A 19830-nucleotide genomic window follows, 5' to 3' on the forward strand; every position below is an offset into this window, starting at 1 on the left:
AGCATCCCTTGATTGGCTGCTGCAGCCGGAGATGTCCCCATGAAAGCGCGATCGCTCCTGACGACCCTTGGCCTGAGCCTAGCTGTGCTGAGTAGCGTGGCCTTGCCAGCCCAGGCCGAAACCAAAACCCTGGTGAATGGCCCCATTTCGGCGGAAGTCTCCTACGACCCCGAGCCCGACAGCCGCTTTGTCAACAATGTGCGCATCCAGATCAGCCGTCAGGGCCAAACCCTCCTCGATGCAGCAGTGCCCGAGTCCAATTTGGTGGCCTTGGCGGCTCGGGGCGAGGTCCCAGTCGAGATTCAGGATCTAGACGCCGACGGTGAGCCAGAGGTGATCTTGGACCTGTACACCGGCGGGGCTCACTGCTGCACGGTCTCGAACATTTATCGCTATCTGCCCGATCAAAACACCTACCAGGCATCCACCAAAGATTGGCGAGATTATTCCTACCGCCGGGAGTTCCTCAACGGCGACGCAGTGCCGGAATTTGTGTCGGCGGATCCCCGTTTCGCCTATCAGTTCACCTCCTTTGCGGGCTCTGGGGTCCCGGTGCAGATTTGGAACTATCGGGCGGGGCGCTGGACCGATGTGACGCGCCAGTACCCAGCGCGAATCTACAATGACGCCTTTCGCTGGTGGCAGAGCTTTGAGCGCGTCCGCCGCGAAAATCCGAACCATGACGCCCTGGAGGTGCGAGGGGTGCTAGCGGCCTATATGGCGGACAAGTATTTGCTGGGCCAGGAAGAAGACGGCTGGCGACGGCTGCGTCAGGTGTACCGCTACAGCGATCGCGAGCAGTACTTCAGTGAGCTGCGGAGCTTTTTGCGAGAAACCGGCTACGCTCGGTGATTTTGGTGACTTTCCGGGGGATCACTTCTGCCTCTGTACCGAGTACAGCGACCCAAATTCTGAGTAGGCTAGGGGGTATCCTTCGCCACCTGCCCCTGCTATGACCACGGCTCCCGATCCGTTCCAGCGGGCGAACTACTTTTTTATCAAAGCGGACCACCAGCGCTGGCACCGTCACCAAAGCAAATTGCAGATTTTGCGATCGCAGCTGGGCTTCAACGACACTGCCCCTACGCGGCCCTCGACCTGTGTTGGCTGCCAGCACTACCACGGCATCGCCTACGGTCAGAGCCGCGCTACCCGCACCGTTTTGGTGTGCGGCTTCTATCCGGCGGGCTGGCCCGAGGACTCTGCGTGCCCAGACTGGAGCCCTGAGCCCTAGGCGATCGCCCCAACCACTGCGAGCAATGGGACAATGGGAACCGGTGGTGCGCAGCCTCGACCTTTCTGAGGGGGCTGGGGAGGCTTGGGCCTCTTCGCCAGCGTCTCAACGGAAATAGCGCCGAAAGCTGCCGCCTGCGGGCGATCGCGAACCTGTGACGCCTGGGCTGAGTTTGCAGAGGTTTGGAGAAAAGTCACGCAATGCTGAAACGATTTGCCGCCGTCCTGCTCGCGGTGCTGTGTCTGGGCCTGTCGGGCTGCGTCTCGGGAGGAGCGGGCCTCAACAGCTACGTCAACACCAACAAAGGCTACGAATTCTTGTACCCGACCGGATGGGTGTCTGTAAAAGTGTCTGGTGGCCCGGACGTCGTCTTTCACGACCTGATCGAAGAGACCGAAAACGTCAGCGTGGTCATCAACCCGGTCGAAGAAGGGCAAACCCTCCAAGACCTGGGTACGCCCTCTGAACTGGGTCAGCGTCTGGCCCAAAGCATTATTTCCTCGGTCGAGGCCGGTCGCAAGGCCGAGCTGGTGAACGCTGAGGCCCGCGAATCCCAGGGCATCACCTACTACTTGCTGGAGTACGAGGTCGAGCTGCCCAACCAAAAGCGCCACAACCTCGCCAGCGCTGCGGTGAGCCGAGGCCGACTGTTGACCTTCAATGTTTCTACGCCCGAGCGGCGCTGGCCCAAGATGGCGGAGCGCTTCAAGACCGTGGTTAGCTCCTTCACGGTCTACTAGGCGAGGCGATGAGTATGCCAACCTTTGTTTTGGCGTCTGCGTCGCCGGCCCGGCGGCGTCTGCTGCAAATGGCCGGGATCGAGCCGGTGGTGCGCACGAGCCATTTTGATGAATCGCTGGTCCAAGACCCCAATCCGGGGGTTTTGGTGGAAACCCTGGCCCGCTGCAAGGCGGAAACCGTGGCGTCGGAGTTTCCCCAGGGGCTGGTGCTCGGCTGCGATTCGGTGCTGGCTCTGCGGGGCGAGATTCACGGCAAACCGGCGAACCCTGAGGAGGCGATCGCCCGCTGGCGCCAGATGCGCGGTCAGGTGGGCGACCTCTATACGGGCCACGCCCTGCTCGATCGCACCCGTCACCGCCAGGTGGTGCGCCACCGGGTGACCCGCGTGCATTTTGCGGCGGTCAGCGATGCGGAAATCGAGGCCTACGTGGCCACGGGAGAACCGCTGGTCTGCGCGGGCTGCTTCGCCCTGGAGGGCCAGGGCAGTCTGTTTGTGGAGAAGCTGGACGGCTGCCACACCAATGTGATCGGTCTGAGTATGCCGCTGCTGCGTCAGATGATGACGGAGCTGGGCTATCAGGTGGTGGATTTCTGGGCCTAGAGCCGCTCTGGGTCTTGATCGGGGGGGCGATCGCCCCCCGGGAGCGTGTCTTTTGGGGCACGCTTTTTTCGTGCGGATCGTCCTGAAGCGGGGAGGGGCGATTGGGCAAAATCTACCGAAGGAGAGATTTTGTTTTAGGAGCCGACCGGGGTGTTTTTTAGAACACGGTCTCTGAGTGTACTGGCTGCCCATAATTCTTCACACAGACTTTCAAGGCGCTCCCAATCGATCTGTGAAGATTTCAACAAAACCCCCAATCTTTTTCTAAACTGGTCATAAAGGCAACGTCATACCTGTCTGGTCCTTTGGGACTGGAGCCCATCGTGATTCCTCCTTGTCCATCCTTGGCCTTAGATCGATGAATTGCCCTCCTGCCCGGCTATCAAACCCTCACGCTGATGTGCTGCAAGAGACTGCTCTCGGTCAAATTTGCGGCTCGACACAGCTGTTTCGCGATCGCTACGAAATTCTACGGATATTGGGTCGAGGAGGCTTCGGCGTTACCTTCCTGGCCAAAGACATCACCCTGCCCTGGGAGCCGCTGTGCGTTATCAAGCAGCTCTGTCCCAAGGTCAACAACCCCGAAGCGTTGCAGCGCGCTCGGATGCGCTTCCACCGAGAAGCGGCGATCCTCAGCAAGCTCGGCAGCCACTCCCAGATTCCCAGCCTGATCGACTACTTTGAGGTCGATGGCGAGTTTTATCTGGTTCAGGAATATATTCGCGGGGTGACGCTGGCGAAAGAGGTGCGGCGATCGGGTCCCTGGTCCGAGGAGGCCGTCAAGCAGTTTCTGCGCGAGATTCTGCCGCTTTTGCAGTACGTTCACCAAAATTGCGTGATTCACCGCGACATCAAGCCCCCCAACTTGATTCGCTGCCGCGACGATGGGCGGCTGGTGCTGATCGACTTTGGCGCGGTCAAGGAGCAGATCGCCCAGGCGGGCGAGACGAGCTGTCGCCATTCGACCCAGTTTGTGGGGACGGTGGGCTTTGCGCCGCCGGAGCAGTTTGCGCTGCGGCCGGTGTATTCCAGCGATATTTTTGCGGTGGGGGTGACCTGCCTCTATCTGCTGACGGGCGAGCGGCCGGTGGACTACGACGTGGATACCTTTACGGGGGACGTGCGCTGGCGCGATATGGTGACGGTCAGCGATCACCTGGGCAAGGTGCTCGACAAAATGCTCAAGTCGTCGCTGCGGGAGCGCTATCAGTCGGCGGAGGAAGTGCTGCGGGCCCTCGATCTGGAGGATCACCTGGACAGTCTGGCCCAGTGCATGAATGTGCAGCGCCGGCCGGCGAAGTCGTCGCCCTGGGGCGATGAGGATGAAGATGCGGTGGGGGCGGCGCGGCGCATGGGTAAGAACTATGCTTCGCCTGCGAGCCGGACGGCCAGCGCGATTCGGGACTGGCGGGCGCGGGCGAAGGCGCGGGAAGTGTGGCAGTACAGCTTGCGGCGCAACACGATGATGGAGGAGTCGACGGGGCACGCCTAGGATCTGGCGATGGATCGAGGGCGATCGCTCGGCGCACAATGGGGAGAAACTGCGAGAGTGATTCTCCATGCTGGATCTCACAAAGTTAGCGCTGCAAATGCAGGGCATGAGTCAGCACCTAGCTCAGGAGGCGATCGCGAGTCGCCAGCGTCTGGAGCGGGTGCAGCAGCTTTTGGCGCGGGCCATTCGGCGGCAGGATGTGCTGGTGGAGCAGCGCCGGGAGTGGAGCGATCGCCTGGGATTTGCGGCGGCGGAGCCGGTGGAGCCGCTGGAGACGATGGTGGAGGTGGGTCCGGCCCCGGCGCTGCATTCGGTGGTGGCGACGGATGGGTCGCAGATGGCCCCCAATCACCATGAGATTGCCTACTGCTATTTGCTGAATGTGGGGCGGGTGGTGCTGCACTATGGGCAGGCCTGCGCGCCGCTGCTCGATAGTCTGCCGGAGGTGGTGTATCGGGCGGAGGACCTCTATCTGTCGCGTCAGTGGGGCGTGCGGACGGAGGAGTGGATGGGCTATCAGCGGACGGTGTTGGAGTCGGTGGTGCTGGCGGATTTGGTGCAGGAGGTGGCGGGCTCGGGGGCGATCGCCTCTGGCTCGGGGGTGGTGCAGCCGTCGCTGTTGGAGTCGTCGCCTTGTTTGGCGATGGTGGATGGCTCGCTGATCTATTGGTTTTTGGAGGGGTTACCGGCGGAGGCGCGCGATCGCATTTTGCCGCCGATTTTGGCAGCCTGGGAGCAAATCCGTCAGCTGGGGGTGCCTCTGGTGAGCTATCTGAGCGCGTCCCGCAGTACGGAGGCGCTGAATTTTTTCCGACTGGAGAGCTGCCCCTATGCCAATCCGGATTGTGCGACCCACTGTGCGGGGGCGGTGGAGAATGCGCCGTGTCAGGTGTTTAGTCCGCTGCGGGATTCGCTGCTGTGGGCGGGCTCGCTGAAGCCGGGGTTTCGGGGGCCGCTCTGGCGCAGCTGGGCGCGGATTTTGGAGCTATATGAGGAGCCTCAGCGGATTTATTTCTGCTATCTCCATGTGGGGCCGGAGGTGGCTCGGGTGGAGTTTCCGGCTTGGGTGGCGGAGGACAGGGTGCTGCTGGATTGGGCGCTGCGGCTGACGCTGGCGCAGGTCCAGAAGGGCTATGGCTATCCGGTGGCGCTGGCGGAGGCGCACAATCAGGCGGTGGTGCGGGGGGGCGATCGCGCGCGGTTTTTTGCGCTGCTGGAGCAGCAGATGCTGCGGGCGGGCCTACAAAATATTGGGATTTCTTACAAGGAAGCTCGGAAGCGGGGAAGTATTGCTTAGGTCTTCGGTTTATGGGCTTTTGGGGCTCAGCGATGGCGGTCTTTGGGGGTGCTACCCCCAAGCCCCCGCTGGGGGGAAAGCGCTTTCCCCCCAGACCCCTTCGCGATAAGAGTGCTGGGGAGAGGTTTGGGGGCTGGGCTGGGTCTGGGGTGGGGTGGTTTGTGCTGGCGCACAAAAGCAGATCTGGGAGAGAGGGTGTTAGGAGAATTCGTGTGTTGGTTTATGGGCTTTTGGGGCTCAGCGATGGCGGTCTTTGGGGGTGCTACCCCCAAGCCCCCGCTGGGGGGAATGCGCTTTCCCCCCAGACCCCTTCGCGATAAGAGTGCTGGGGAGAGGTTTGGGGGCTGGGCTTGGGCTGGGGTGGGGTGGTTTGTGCTGGCGCACAAAAGCAGATCTGGGGGAGAGGGTGTTGGCAGATTTGGGGGAGAGGGCGTTGGTAGATCTGGGAGAAATGGGCGGGTTCGGGCGGCGCTGGGTTTTAGTGTTGGAGGAGCAGGTGGGCGGCGTGTTGGAGGCGTTCTCTGGGGGGGACGGAGCGGGGGAGGTCGGGGAGGTGGATGAGGGTTTGGTGGGGGAAGTGTTCGCTGGGGCTGGTTTGGTGGGGCTGGTGGCGGTTGAGGATGGCGTAGTGTTGGGGGATGTGAAGCTGGTCGATGGCGTGGGTGAGGCGCTGGGTTTCGGCGATGATGGCGCTTTGGTTTTGCAGGACGCTGATAAATTCGGTGTGGGCGGGGTCTTGTAGTTTTTTTTGGGCCTGGAGGACGCGCTGACGGAGCGATCGCAGGCGGCCCATGAAGTCGGTGCGGCCCAGGACGTTTTGGTATTTGATCCAGAGTTTGAAGATCCAGGCGAGCCAGTCGGCGAGGGCGCTGGGCATTTCGAGGAAGCGCAGCAGGTGGCCGGTGGGGGCGGTGTCGAGGAGGATCAGGTCGAGGTCGCCGCGATCGAGCAAATCCATTACGGTGAGCAGGGACAGCATTTCGTCGACGCCGGGCAGGGCCTGATCGGCGATCGCCCGCCAGGCTTGGGGGCCGTAGGCGATCTGGAGGGTGCTGTCGTCGTTGCCGCCGCTCATCATTTCGGCGAGCTCCCACAGGTAGTCGGCCCGAAACTGGTCGAGGACGCGATCGGCGTTGATTTCTTGGCCCAGGAGGTTGGGCAGGAGGGGCTGGGGGTCGTGGTCGAGGGGCTGGCCAAAGGCGTCGCCGAGGGAGTGGGCGGGGTCGATGGAGATGACTTGCAGGCGGCGATCGCGGTGGCGCTGGGCGAGGCCGAGGGCGAGGGCGGCGGCGACGGTGGTTTTGCCGACGCCGCCTTTGCCGCCGATGATGATCAGGCGGCGGCCGTCGGCGAGGAGGTCGGGCAGGCCGGGGGGAATGGGCTCGGGCCACTGGATGGTGGGTGGGGCGGCGATCGCGGGGGTTTCGGCGGCGTGGAAGGGCTGGAGCTGGGGGGCGAGGGCGTCGAGGGCGCGGCTGCCAACGGGGGCGATCCCTTGCTGCGGGCAGATCCACACGGGGCGATCGCCCGCCAGGTGCTGGAATTTTTGCAGGAGCTGCTGCTGTTCGTAGGCGCGATCGTCGCTGAGCGGGGCGGTCTGGATTTGGTTGACTAGGAAGCCGCCGCAGGGGATGCCCAATGCCGTCAAGGCGTCGAGGAAGCGCTGGGTTTCGAGCCAGCTCATGGGTTCGGCGATCGCCACGATCCAGCAAGCGGTGCGCTGGGCGTCTTGGAGCAGCTGGCGGCCCTCGGTCAGGTCGCGGCGCAGATCCCGCAAGAAGTCGTCGGCCTCGTCGGGGGTGTAGCGGCCCGCCAGGGTCTGGACCAGGACGCGGTGCTTTTCCTGAAAAAGATTTAGCGCTTCGAGCAGGGTGTCCAAGAAGTCCATCAGCTCGAATAGGTTCAGGGTGTGGCCGCTGGGGGCCATGTCCACCACTACCCGATCGGCCTCGCGCTCTCGCAGGATGCGCTGGATCTCTAGGATGCTCATGAGCTCGTCGGCTCCGGGCCAGTCGAGATCCCACACGGGTGTCAGGTCTTCGTTGTCCACGAAGCTGCCCCGCTCGACGAGCAGCTCGAGCAGGTCGCCGTAGCGCGCCTTGAAGTCTTGCAGCAGGGTTTTGGCGTCGAGGGCGCGCACGGCCAGATTGGGGCGATCGCCCAGGGGTTGAGCGTCCTGTCCCACGGTCTCTTGCAGGACGTCGCCCAGGGAGTGGGCCGGATCCGTCGACAGCAGCAAAACCTGCTCCCCGGGCTGGCTGGCGGCCCACTGCCGCGCCAAGGTGCAGGCGAGGGTGGTTTTACCGACGCCGCCTTTGCCGCTGATCAGCAGCAGTTCCAGAGAAGGGACGAGAGGGAGGGGGTGAGTCATGGGATTAGTGTGCCCCGTTTGGGGCTGGGCGGACCGAGGGACACGGAGAAAATGCGGGGCTTGGCGGGGTTGGTGGCCTCTGGCCGACCTTCACCCTAAAACGTGATTTAGATAACAAACAAGCGCTCGCGGTTTCTGTCAAAAATAGCGCCGTAAAACGGCTAAGTTTGCGATCGCCGGGGTGGGTGAGACGCCATCTTCGAAGGCTCAATCTTGACGATCTTTCTCCTTCTAGAATGGCGGCAATGGGCGATCGCTTCAGGGACAAATCTGCTTGGCTAGCAAAGCGTTCTTTCGTTCTCCTCTGGCCTGGGGATGATTCTGAAAAACGCTAAATGACTGCCAAATTCCAGGCGTTTTCCCGGGGGATCACTAAAATAGGGGCAACTGAAATAGCCTGAGCAGACAGTTCAAACGAAAAAGAGCGATCAATCAGTCTAAACATTAAAAATGGTTGTAGCAACTTCGACAAACAACAAACCCCTCACCGATGAGGAATTGCGCAAAATCCATGCCTACTGGCGGGCGGCAAACTATCTGTCTGTGGGGCAGATTTATTTGCTAGACAATCCCCTGCTCAAGGAGCCCCTGAAGCTCGAGCACATCAAGCCGCGCCTGCTGGGCCACTGGGGGACGACGCCGGGCCTGAATTTCATCTACGCCCATCTCAATCGGGTGATCAAGGCCTACGACCTCGACATGCTCTACGTGGCGGGGCCGGGGCATGGCGGGCCGGGGCTGGTGGCCAACACCTATCTCGAAGGCATCTACAGCGAGGTCTACCCCAACATCGCCCAGGATGAGGAGGGCATGCAGGCGCTCTTCAAGCAGTTCTCGTTTCCGGGCGGGATTCCCAGCCACGTAGCGCCGGAGACCCCAGGCTCGATCCATGAAGGGGGCGAGCTGGGCTATGCGCTGTCCCATGCCTTTGGGGCGGCCTTCGACAATCCTGACCTGATCGTGGCCTGTGTGGTGGGCGACGGCGAGGCGGAAACCGGGGCCCTGGCCACGTCGTGGCACTCGAATAAATTCCTCAATCCCATTGGGGATGGGGCGGTGCTGCCGATTTTGCACCTCAACGGCTACAAGATCGCCAATCCGACGGTGCTGGCGCGCATTAGCCCGGCGGAGCTGGAGAGCCTGATGGTGGGCTACGGCTACAAGCCCTATTTTGTCGAGGGCTCGGATCCGGTGGAGATGCACCAAAAAATGGCGGCGACCCTGGATACGGCGATCGCCGAAATCAAGGCAATTCAGCGCGATGCCCGCACCCAGGGCTTCAAGGGGCGGCCCCAGTGGCCCATGATCGTCCTGCGATCGCCCAAGGGCTGGACCGGCCCCAAGGAAGTGGACGGCAAGAAAACCGAGGGTTCCTGGCGATCGCACCAGGTGCCCCTGGCCGACATGGCCAAACATCCGGGCCATGTCCAGATGCTGGAAGAGTGGCTCAAGAGCTACAAGCCGGAGGAGCTGTTTGACTCAAAGGGGCGGCTGATCGCGGAGCTGGCGGAGCTAGCGCCCGAGGGCGATCGCCGCATGGGGGCCAATCCCCACACCAACGGCGGCGTGGTGCTCCAAGACCTGCGGATGCCGGACTTCCGGGACTATGCGGTGGAGGTGCCCAAGCGGGGAGGCACGATCGCCGAAGCCACCCGCGTCATGGGGAATTTCTTGCGGGACGTGATGAAGCGCAACCCCGAGACCTTCCGGCTGTTTGGCCCCGACGAAACCGCCTCCAACCGACTGGGCTCGGTCCTCGAAGCGAGCGATCGCACCTGGCTGGGCGACTACCTGCCCGACGATGACCAGCTCTCTCCCGACGGCCGCATCATGGAGATCCTCAGCGAGAACACCTGCCAGGGCTGGCTCGAAGGCTACCTCCTCACCGGTCGCCACGGCTTCTTCTCCTGCTACGAGGCCTTCATCCACATCATCGACTCGATGTTCAACCAGCACGCCAAGTGGCTGAAAACCACGCGCCATATTCCGTGGCGGCGTCCCCTGGCCTCTCTCAACTACCTTCTGACCTCCCACGTCTGGCGCCAGGACCACAACGGCTTTAGTCACCAAGATCCCGGCTTCATTGACCATGTGGTCAACAAAAAAGCCGAGGTGGTGCGGGTCTATCTGCCCCCCGACGCCAACACCCTGCTGTCGGTGACCGACCACTGTCTGCGCAGCCGCCACTACGTGAACGTGATCGTGGCCGGGAAGCAGCCCGCCCTCCAGTACCTGACCATGGATGAGGCCATCAAGCACTGCACCAAGGGTCTGGGCATTTGGGAGTGGGCCAGCAACGACCAGGGCAGCGAACCCGATGTGGTGCTGGCCTGTGCGGGGGACATCCCTACCCTGGAGGCTCTGGCTGCGGTAGATATCCTGCGCCAGCACTTCCCTGAGCTGAAGGTGCGCTTTATCAACGTGGTGGACCTGATGACTCTCCAGCCTGACACGGAGCACCCCCACGGCATCAGCGACAAGGCGTTTGACAGCCTCTTTACCCTGGATAAGCCGGTGATCTTCGCCTACCACGGCTATCCCTGGCTGATTCACCGCCTCACCTACCGCCGCACCAACCACAAAAATCTCCACGTGCGCGGCTACAAGGAAGAGGGAACGACGACGACGCCCTTTGACATGGTGGTGCTCAATGACCTCGATCGCTTCCACTTGGTGATGGACGTGATTGACCGGGTGCCGGGGCTCCAGGTGAAGGGTGCCCACGTGCGCCAGATGCTGGCGGACCAGCTCATCGAGCACAAGCAGTACATCACCACCTACGGCGACGATATGCCCGCGATTCGCGACTGGCAGTGGCACTACTAGGGCGCTGAGCGGGGGAGGGGCGATCGCGCGCGGCTCTGAGCAAGGCCGCGATCGCCCCCAAACCTCGCCAGGTTTGAACGTTTGTGGCGAAACTGGGCGAGAACCCGAGCCATCCGATACATTTGGGGAGGTTGGTGGGGGCAGGACCACACCGGACCGATCGCCCAGCGGAGACCCTAGCGCGGGGGAACACCAGAGGCTGTCCCCTGATGTCGAAAATGCCTGGGGCCTACCGCAATCACCGTTGCGTCCGATCGCCGACCCCACCCTTGACACCATCATTGATGAGAGAACTATGTCCAAGAGCTTGCTCGATCAGCTACGCGAAATGACCGTCGTGGTGGCCGACACTGGCGACATTCAGGCCATCGAGAAATTTAAGCCTCGGGATGCCACCACCAACCCCTCTTTGATCACGGCGGCGGCCCAGATGCCCCAGTATCAAGAGATCGTGGACAACACCCTCACGCAGGCTCGCCAAGATCTAGGCGCGGCGGCTGAGGCGTCGGCGGTGGCGAACTTGGCCTTTGATCGGCTGGCGATCGCCTTTGGCCTGAAGATTCTGCAAATCATTCCGGGGCGCGTGTCCACGGAGGTGGATGCCCGGCTGTCCTACGACACCGAGGCCACGGTCGCCAAGGCCCGCTACCTGATCTCGGAATACCAAGCTGCGGGGATCGGGCGCGATCGCGTTTTGATCAAGATTGCTTCGACTTGGGAGGGTATCCGCGCCGCCGAAATCCTGGAAAAAGAGGGCATTCACTGCAACTTGACCCTGCTGTTTGGCCTCCATCAGGCGATCGCCTGTGCCGAAGCGGGCGTCACCCTGATTTCTCCCTTTGTGGGCCGCATCCTCGACTGGTACAAAAAAGAGACCGGTCGCGACAGCTACTCCGCTGCCGAAGATCCCGGCGTGCTGTCGGTCACCGAGATCTACAACTACTACAAAAAGTTTGGCTACAAGACCGAGGTCATGGGTGCCAGCTTCCGCAACGCGGGCGAAATCACCGAGCTGGCAGGCTGCGATCTGCTCACCATTTCCCCGGCCCTGCTGAGCGAGCTTCAGGCGACCCAGGCCGACCTGCCCCGCAAGCTCGATCCCGCTCACGCAGCCACGCTGAAGCTTGAGCGCCAGTCCATGGACCAGGCCACCTTTGAGCGGCTCCACACCGAGAACCGCATGGCCTCGGAGAAGCTCGACGAAGGGATCACCGGCTTTACCAAGGCCCTCGAAACCCTGGAGGCGCTGCTGATCGATCGCCTCAGCCAGCTAGAAGGCCCCGAGCCCGTCAACACCGCGGCCCAAGAGCTGTTCTGCCTCTATGACCTCGATGGCGATGGCTTCATCACCCGCGAAGAGTGGCTGGGGACCGATGCGGTTTTTGATGCTCTCGATGTCAATAAGGACGGCAAAATCACGCCGGAAGAGATGGGCGCGGGTCTAGGCGCGGTCTTGCAGCTGGCCAAGACCAGCGCTTGAGGCTGGCTGTGGGCGATCGCCCACAGCCCAGAGAGACCCCGGAAGGTGCTGTAGCGCTCCTAACATCTGCTGGAAAGCGCTGTAGTCTGGATCATTGCCAGCTGGTCACGCAAAACACTCCCTAGCCGGGGCTGGTGCACCTCACGCCAGCCTGCCGGTTTTGGAGGAGTGCCTTGCTGATGCCTGAGCGCTAGCCCCTTGTGTCCCTACTTTGGGGGACCGAGTTTCCGGTCGCCCTGCGTTTGTCCGGTGTTGTTTTACTGAGTCTGAGAACGCACGATGTTAGAACCCGCAGCAACTGTCAAAATTTTCCAAAAACAGGCAGATCCCAAAATTGTCGAAGCCGGTACGGCTATCTTCCAGGCGGGACAGCCAGCGAACTATATGTACGGCATCCTGGACGGAGAAGTGGAGCTCCAGGTAGACGGCAAGACGGTGGAGGTGCTCTCTGCGAGCTCTGTTTTTGGAATTGGGGCGCTGCTGGGCCACGCCAACCGACCCTATACGGCGATCGCGAAAACCACCTGCAAGCTGGCTTTTCTCGATCAGCAGCGCTTTTTGTTTGCGGTCCAGGAGACGCCGATGTTTGCCCTCAATGTGATGCAGACCTACTCCGATCGCCTCGATCGTTTGGCCCACAGCCTCTAGGGCGATCGCTGGCAGCCGTTTCTCAGGGGCGACCATGAAGATCCTGGTCTTGAATGCGGGCTCGAGCAGCCAAAAGAGCTGTTTGTACGAGGTGGACAGCGCAACGCTGCCGGACCCCGTACCAGCGCCGCTGTGGGAGGCCCATCTGGACTGGACCCACCAGGCGACGGTGGCGGAGCTGACGGTGAAAACCCAGGCGGGGGTGTGTCGCCGCTGGGAGCTCAATCCGGAGTCGCGATCGGAGTCGATGGCGTTTTTGCTCCGGACGCTGTGGAGCGGCGAGACTCAGGTAATCGAGTCGCCAGCGGCGATCGCGGCGGTGGGGCATCGGGTGGTTCACGGCGGCCAGGAGTACCGCGAGAGTACCCGCGTGACGCCCCCGGTGAAGGAGGCGATCGCCCGTCTAGCGGCGATCGCCCCGGTCCATAACCCAGCCAACCTGGCGGGCATCGAGTCGGTGGAGGCCCATCTGGGCGAGGTGCCCCAGGTGGCGGTGTTTGATACGGCTTTTCACAGCACGCTCCCCCAGGCGGCGGCGGTCTACCCAGGCCCCTACGCCTGGCGAGAGCAGGGGCTGCGGCGCTACGGCTTCCACGGCATCAGCTACCAGTACTGTGTCCAGCGGGTTGAGCAGATCTTGGGGCCTCGTCCTGACCGGCGAATGGTGATCGCCCACCTGGGCAATGGCTGCTCCCTGGCGGCGCTGCGCGGGGGCCGGAGCCTGGATACGACCATGGGCTTCACGCCGCTGGAGGGGCTGATGATGGGCAGTCGCTCGGGGTCGGTGGATCCGGGGCTGCTGCTGCATCTGCTGCGCCAAGGGGAAATGAGTGTAGAGGAGCTCGATCGCCTGCTCAACCGGGAGTCGGGCCTCAAGGGGATTTCGGGAATTTCGGCGGACATGCGCCAGATCTGGCAGGCGATCGCCCAGGGAAATCCCCGCGCCCAGCTAGCCTTCGATATCTATGTGCATCGCCTGCGAGGGGCGATCGCGTCGATGCTGCCCGCGATCGGTGGGCTCGATGCCCTGGTCTTCACGGCGGGGGTGGGGGAGCACCACGGGCCTCTGCGATCGGCGGTGTGCGAGGGATTGGCTTTTCTGGGGGTGCGGCTGGACGAGGCCCAAAATGCCGCGTCGCCCCGAGACGCGGACATCGCGGCCCCAGATTCGACGGCGCGAATCCTGGTGGTCCACACCCAAGAGGACTGGCTGATCGCCCAGGAGTGCTACCGATTGCTGACGCCAGACCAGTAGGCTAGCGAAGCCCTGAGAAAGAGTTCACGAATTTTCTGCAATTCGGTAAAAACCTAATCAGTATTTCGAGACAGATCGGGTAAAACCGAAATACTGACGTTTGGGTTCTGGAGCCACGGATGACGAGCGATCGCCTACGCACAGTTGAAGAGTTTTTGAAAATCTTATGGGAGCAACACGAGCAACTAGAGCGGGACATACTGCTAAATACAGGAAGGCCGAGCATCCAGGCTCAACAAACGTTGGTTTTGGAGATAAAACCTAAGATTCGAGAATATGAAAAAGAGTATTGGCAGATCTTGGCGGAGCAGTCAGGGATAGCCGCGATCACTGAGCCAGAGGCGGAGGTGATCGTTGCTGAAATTGTTGAGCAAACCGAGAAACTGCAAACGAGTCAGCAATATCCTGACGAGGTGTTGGACTATCTCAAAAAGATTTATGCCGAGGTGAGCAAACCCGGAACTCCTGCGGCTGCAAAACTGAAAGGAGCGTTGTCGCTGTTGCCGCCGTTTGTGAGTCTGGCTTATGAGGCCGAGATAGACACCGAAAGCTTTGTTCGCACCCATTTCCCGACGTTTAGTCGGTGGACTAAGGCTCTAGCAAAAAAGTCATAGCCCGCGATCGCAAGTCGCCCAATGGGCCGCAATCCCAGCCAAAACCACTAGCCAAACGAGACCCCACCCAAGCAAATCTGCTGCGAGATGTTACCAGAGAGGTAGAAGAGCAGTTAAAGCAGTCTTTGCATAAGGCAGTGCGGCTGGTGCTGGGCATGGAGCAGCAAGACTATCGGGTTCAGCGTCCTTGGTCTGCGACGGTCGTACAACCAGAGCAGTTAGGGGAAGCTTTGGACCCTGACACGCGGATTATCGAGGTGTTCGATCGCCCAAAGATTGCTCGGCAGTTGCTGATCTTGGGGGAGCCAGGAGCAGGCAAAACCACGATGCTGCTGGAGCTGGCCCAAGAATTGCTAGATCGAGCGCAGTTTGACAGGGCAGAACCAATCCCGGTAATCCTCAGTTTGTCGGCTTGGAAAGATCCAAAGCAGCCAATTTTTGAGTGGTTATTGGTTGAGCTAAAAGCTAAGTATGGGTTACCCCTAGATCTCGCGAAACACTGGCTCGAAAAGCACCAACTGGTGCCCTTACTAGACGGCCTCGATGAAGTTGCGCCGCAACATCAGAAAGCTTGTGCTTCGGCAATCAATAATTGGTTGACGGGAGGGATGACAGAGCGTCCTTGCGGAGTGCTAATCTGTTGTCGGCGAGAAGAATTTGAGCAAGTGGTGCAAGAACCGCTGAGCTTGTACGGAGCAATTTATGTACAAGCGCTCAACTCGCAGCAAATCGAAGAATATTTTGTCCAATTTGACTTGCAAGATGTCTGGAAAACTGTGCACCAAGACGCAGCTTTGCAGGAGTTGCTGACCAAACCTTTGTTCCTGTCCATGTTTGGTTTGGTCGCGACTCAGGGAAAATTTGTGGCTCAAGACTGGAGTGCGCGCAGCACCTCTGAGAAAAAAGTTGAGTACTTGCTCGATACCTACTGGGAAGCGACGATCGAGCGAGAGTTGATTCTTGATCCAGTCCAGCGAAAACAAGGCATTCTTAGCAAAACTTACGGCAAAAAGTCACTGCCAACCCGCCAAGCCGTGCGCCGCTCTCTGGTCTTTGCTGCCATGACTTTGGACCGCGACTCTAGCACTGAGCTATTGATCGAAAAGCTACAACCTTCTGCTCTGCTGACTCGACAACAAAAATGGACATATCGTCTAATTTTTGGGCTAATTTTTGGGCTAATTAGTGGGCTAATTGGTGGGCTAATTGGTGGGCTAATTTTTGGGCTAATTTTTGGGCTAATTGGTGGGCTAATAGCTGGGCTAATAGCTGGGCTAATTGGTGGGCTGGATATAATTAATCTCGTAGAATCAATCTCGATTTCGATGTCGCGTGAAGCGCGGCGAGAAATTTTACAATCGATCCAGGAATGCCTAATAGTTGGGCTCATTATTGGGCTCATTATTGGGCTAACTGGCGGGCTAATTTTTGGGCTAATTTTTGAGCTAACGATTGGGCTAATGCTTGGGCTGGTTTTTGGGCTAATTAGTGGGCTAATTAGTGGGCTAATTAGTGGGCTGATTAGTGGTCTCAAAGCTGATATCGAAACTCGAACCGAGTCAAATAAAGGTATTAAAAACTCAATCAAAAATATGATAATTGTCAGCACAATTGCCCTTGCAACGGCTTTGCCCTTGAAGCTTCTCCTCGAAAATCTCTTGAATAGCATAGTTGGTCCTCAGCTGCTGTCTCAAATAGTCGCTGTTTCTCTGGCTTTGTTAGTTTTGATTAGTTTTCTAGAGGGGGGTGGGAAAGCATTGCTTCAACATACTGCTCTGCGCATTGTCCTGGCTTGGAATCGCTATGCGCCCTTCCGCTACGATTTGCTTCTCGACTACTGCACCGAGCGGCTCCTGTTGCAGCGCATTGGCGGTCGCTACCGGTTCATGCACCGGCTCCTGCAAGACCACTTCGCCCAGATGGATTTGTAGGTTGGCTAGCGAGTGTCTCCGCTGCACCCTCCGTTTTGGGCGTCTGCTGTGGCGATGGGCGATCGCTCACTCGGCCTCCCCCATCAGCGTGAAAGCCGCCCAGTCCAGAGGGTCAGGGTACTCCTGCTGCGTCACCAGCATCGCCTGCCGCAGAGCTTTGGCCTTGTCGGGATTTTGGCGGTACTGGCGATAAAACTCCGTCATCAGAGCGGCGGTGGGCTCGTCGGGCACCGCCCACAGCGACACCAGCACACTGGCAGAGCCAGCAGACAGCAGCGATCGCGACAGGCCAATCACCCCATCCCCCGTGATCAGTCCTTGGCCCGTGTCGCAGGCGCTCAGGACCACCAGGTCAGCATTGAGCTTGAGATCGAGAATCTCGCTGGCGGTCAGGAGGCCGTCGGCCCGGCCATCAGGCGCCAGGGCGATCGCCCCCGGAATGCCCAGACCCGTGAAGTCGTCCAGCAGCCCGTGGGTCGCCAGATGAATCAGTCGCGCCTCGGCCATCTGGGGCACGATGGCGCTTTCGGTGGCGCGCTTGCCCGTCCAGGCCGTCGTGTCCAGGAGATCGGCGATCGCCCGCGCCTCCTCTTCGGCACCGGGCAGCGGCGAGAGCGCCTCGGCGGGGCCGTCCAGGCTGGGCAGGGTTGGCATGGCGGGGTTGCCCACCACCAGCTGACTGGCCTGGGGCTGCTGGGTGAGCTTTTGGCGCTGCTGCTCGGTGAGGGTCAGCACCTGGATCGACGGCGCAGTGATCAGGGTGTGGCGCTCGATCAGCGACTCTCCCTGGGCGTTCTCTAGAGCGGCGAAGGGCACCAGAAACAGAGAGCCCTGGGGAATCAAAATCACGCGATCGCCCGGATCCGTGGGCAGCAAATCGGCGATCGGGTCGATCAGGAGCTGGTGCAACGTTTTCAGATCTGCGAGGTCTTGGCCGCGCGTCGGTTGGTTGCTCGCCTCCACGCCGATGCCCCGCCCCCGCGCCCCCAGCAGCTGCCGATTTTGCAAAACCAAATCCTGAATTTGCAGGTTTCGCTTCCGCAAAATGTCCAGGTTTTGCTGCCGCAGGGTGACGGTGCCATCGGGCTGCACGACCCCGATCAGCAGGCTAATGGCCGGCGCGCCATTGCGAGGAGTGGGGGCGAGGACGTCCTGCACGATGGAGTAGGAAACCAGGGTGGCCTGGCGCTTTTGGGCGACGGCCTGGATCTCGGCCTGGGACAGGGGAGCGAGCTGGACGTCGGCTTCGGTGGTGTCGGTGAGGCGAGCGGCGATCAGCTCAGCAAAGGCCCGCGCCCGCCCCCGTTCGGCGACGACCAGAGCCTCGGCGGGCTGGCGATCGGCCAAGAGGGCTCGCTGGAGCAGGTCGTAGGTGAGGCTTTGGCGATCGAGCAGGGCCACCTTGTCGCTGTCCTGGAGGCCGGGGCGCAGGGATTCTAGGACGTCGACGCTGGTCTGGAGCGCGGCGATCGCCTCCGAGATCTGCTGGTTTTGCAGATAGGTCCAGCCCAGGTTGCGCAGGGCGGCGGCTTCGTTGCCGCGGTTCTGGGTGGCGCGGCTGATCTCCAGGGCGCTCTGGTGAGCGGCGATCGCCCGCGAATGGTCGCTGCGCTGGCGGTACAGGTTGCCTAGGTTGTCGATGAGCACCCCCTCGGCTTCGCGGTAGCCGGTGGCCCGAGCCAGGGGCAGGGCCGCTTGCCAGGTGGCTTCGGCCCGGTCCAGATCCCCCTGCTCAAAGTAAACAATTCCCAGGTTGGCCAGGGTTTCGACCTGGCCCCGGCGATCGCCGATGGCCTCGACAATGGCGAGGCGCTGCTGCTGATAGTCGATGGCTTTGGCGCTGTCCTCCAGGTTTTGGTAGGCGTTACCGAGGTTGCCCAGGGTCTGGCTCTCGCCCACGCGATCGCCGATCTCCCGCACGATCCCCAGGCGCTGGTCCAACAGCTCGACGGCCAGGGTGTCCTTGCCCAGCTCCAGGTAAATCAGGGCTAGGTTGTTGAGGGCGTTGCTCTCGGCAACCCGGTCGCCCGTCTCCCGCCCGATCGTCAAAAACTGATTTTCGGCCTCCAGAGCGTCGGCGTAGAGACCCGAGCTGAGGTACAGCAGGCCCAGATTTCCCAGGGTTTGGCCTTCTTGCTGGCGGTTTTGGCTCTGGCGAGCGAGGGTGAGGGCTTCTTCCAGGGGGGGCTTGGCCTGACCGAGCTGGCCGAGCATCTGATGGCTGATGCTGAGGCGGTTGAGGCGGCTGACCAGCTCCGGCGCGTTTTGGGTTTGGCGGGCCAGCGCCACGGCCTGCTGCTGAGCGCTCAAGGACTGCTCAACCTCGCCGCGAGCGCTGTACAGGCTGCCCAGCAGCGACAGGCTGAAGCCCTGCCACTCGGGGTTTTGGGCGCTCTGGGCGATCGCGAGGCCCTGCTCGGCGTAGCCCAGGGCGGTCGGGTAGTCGCTCAGCTCCAGGTAGTTGCTGCCCAGGTTCACCAGGCCGGACCACTGGCTGCCGAGGTCTTGGTGAGCTTGGCCGTGCTGGCTGAGCTCCTCATAAACGGCGATCGCCTCCCGAAAGCGCCGATGCTGAAAGTAAAGCGCCCCGAGTCCTTCTAGCAGGTTGCTCACCTCCGAGGGACTGGGCACACTTTCCGCGATCGCGAGGCCCTGGCGGTAGGCCTGGGCGGCGGCCTCCACCTCTCCGAGGGCGTTGTGGCTGCGGGCGATCGCCACCCAGGTCAGGATCTGGCGCGAAGAATCCTGGGCGGCTTGGGCCAGGGTGAGGCGCTGCCGGTAGGCGGCGATCGCCTCGCGATGGCGTCCGGTGGCCTGGTAGGCGTTGGCGAGGTTGCCCAGGGAGCGGCCCCGAATCGCGTCCGAATCGAGCGTTTGGGCGATCGCCAGGGCTTCTTGGTACCCCGCGATCGCCGCCTCAAAGCGCCCCAGCTCGTAGTAGGCCGGCCCCAGGTTATTCAGCGTGCTGGCGATCGCCTCGGGCTGCTGGAGCTCGCGGGCGATGGCCAAGGCGTCCTCGGAGGACTGGGCCGATCGCTCGTAGTCCTGGAGCATCAGGTACCCAAACCCCATTTCGGCCAGGGCCTGAAACTGGGCCGGGCGATCGCCCTCGGCCTGGGCCATCTCAAGGGCCGTTTGCCAGTCGGCGATCGCCTCCGCGTACTGGCCCGCCTGAAACTTCACAAAGCCCCGGTCCAAGAAGGTCTGGCTAGTGATCTCTCGGGTTACGGGAGCGGGGGCCGCCTGCCCTGGGCTCCAGTGGCTGACGCTGCCCAGTCCTAGGGCGATCGCCGCCGCCCCCGCCAACCAACGTGAAACCATACCTGCCTCCCTAGGATGG

At 61.4% G+C, this 19830-nt stretch carries 14 protein-coding genes; 12 read left to right on the forward strand and 2 right to left on the reverse strand.

Features of this window, described 5'->3' with window-relative positions:
• Positions 1-12: 12 nt before the first annotated feature.
• The 6 genes from GEI7407_RS02445 to GEI7407_RS02470 all read left to right on the forward strand — a co-directional run bounded on the left by GEI7407_RS02445 (position 13) and on the right by GEI7407_RS02470 (position 5365).
• Complete coding sequence (locus GEI7407_RS02445; protein WP_223294474.1) at positions 13-852, forward strand: hypothetical protein; 840 nt, start codon at positions 13-15, stop codon at positions 850-852.
• Between the two features lie 100 nt (positions 853-952).
• Positions 953-1234: a hypothetical protein gene (locus GEI7407_RS02450; protein WP_015170539.1), complete on the forward strand. Its 282-nt coding sequence runs from the start codon at positions 953-955 to the stop codon at positions 1232-1234.
• A gap of 200 nt (positions 1235-1434) precedes the next feature.
• A complete protein-coding gene (psbP, locus tag GEI7407_RS02455) occupies positions 1435-1974 on the forward strand; it encodes a photosystem II reaction center PsbP (RefSeq protein ID WP_015170540.1) in 540 nt (179 codons plus the stop codon).
• A gap of 8 nt (positions 1975-1982) precedes the next feature.
• Positions 1983-2576 carry a nucleoside triphosphate pyrophosphatase gene (locus tag GEI7407_RS02460; RefSeq protein WP_041268243.1) on the forward strand — a complete coding sequence of 198 codons (594 nt, stop codon included), beginning with the start codon at positions 1983-1985 and terminating at the stop codon, positions 2574-2576.
• 358 nt (positions 2577-2934) lie between these two features.
• Positions 2935-4068 carry a serine/threonine-protein kinase gene (locus GEI7407_RS02465; protein WP_015170542.1) on the forward strand — a complete coding sequence of 378 codons (1134 nt, stop codon included), beginning with the start codon at positions 2935-2937 and terminating at the stop codon, positions 4066-4068.
• Between the two features lie 67 nt (positions 4069-4135).
• Positions 4136-5365, forward strand: coding sequence for a DNA double-strand break repair nuclease NurA (locus GEI7407_RS02470; RefSeq protein ID WP_015170543.1), 1230 nt, complete (start codon positions 4136-4138; stop codon positions 5363-5365).
• A gap of 478 nt (positions 5366-5843) precedes the next feature.
• Here the strand turns inward: GEI7407_RS02470 and GEI7407_RS02475 are convergent, their stop codons facing one another.
• Entirely contained in the window at positions 5844-7736 is a 1893-nt protein-coding gene (locus tag GEI7407_RS02475) for an ArsA family ATPase (protein WP_015170544.1), read from the reverse strand.
• A 450-nt stretch (positions 7737-8186) separates the two neighbouring features.
• Between GEI7407_RS02475 and GEI7407_RS02480 the strand changes: the two genes are divergently transcribed.
• From GEI7407_RS02480 to GEI7407_RS02505, 6 genes are all read left to right on the forward strand, one after another.
• Entirely contained in the window at positions 8187-10562 is a 2376-nt protein-coding gene (locus GEI7407_RS02480; RefSeq protein ID WP_015170545.1) for a phosphoketolase, read from the forward strand.
• A 295-nt stretch (positions 10563-10857) separates the two neighbouring features.
• Entirely contained in the window at positions 10858-12042 is a 1185-nt protein-coding gene (locus GEI7407_RS02485) for a transaldolase (protein WP_015170546.1), read from the forward strand.
• A 279-nt stretch (positions 12043-12321) separates the two neighbouring features.
• Positions 12322-12690, forward strand: coding sequence for a Crp/Fnr family transcriptional regulator (locus GEI7407_RS02490; protein ID WP_015170547.1), 369 nt, complete (start codon positions 12322-12324; stop codon positions 12688-12690).
• 34 nt (positions 12691-12724) lie between these two features.
• The gene (locus GEI7407_RS02495) at positions 12725-13945 is read left to right on the forward strand and encodes an acetate/propionate family kinase (RefSeq protein WP_015170548.1); all 1221 of its coding nucleotides are present in this window, start codon (positions 12725-12727) and stop codon (positions 13943-13945) included.
• 119 nt (positions 13946-14064) lie between these two features.
• Positions 14065-14559, forward strand: a complete 495-nt coding sequence (locus tag GEI7407_RS02500) for a hypothetical protein (RefSeq protein ID WP_015170549.1) — start codon at positions 14065-14067, stop codon at positions 14557-14559.
• Positions 14560-14714: 155 nt separating this feature from the next.
• Positions 14715-16490, forward strand: a complete 1776-nt coding sequence (locus tag GEI7407_RS02505) for an NACHT domain-containing NTPase (RefSeq protein ID WP_150109708.1) — start codon at positions 14715-14717, stop codon at positions 16488-16490.
• A gap of 66 nt (positions 16491-16556) precedes the next feature.
• Here GEI7407_RS02505 and GEI7407_RS02510 read toward each other — a convergent pair whose 3' ends face one another.
• Positions 16557-19811: a CHAT domain-containing tetratricopeptide repeat protein gene (locus GEI7407_RS02510; protein WP_015170550.1), complete on the reverse strand. Its 3255-nt coding sequence runs from the start codon at positions 19809-19811 to the stop codon at positions 16557-16559.
• Positions 19812-19830: the final 19 nt, after the last annotated feature.

The organism is Geitlerinema sp. PCC 7407, from assembly GCF_000317045.1.
In the GTDB taxonomy this organism is placed as follows: Bacteria; Cyanobacteriota; Cyanobacteriia; order PCC-7407; family PCC-7407; genus PCC-7407.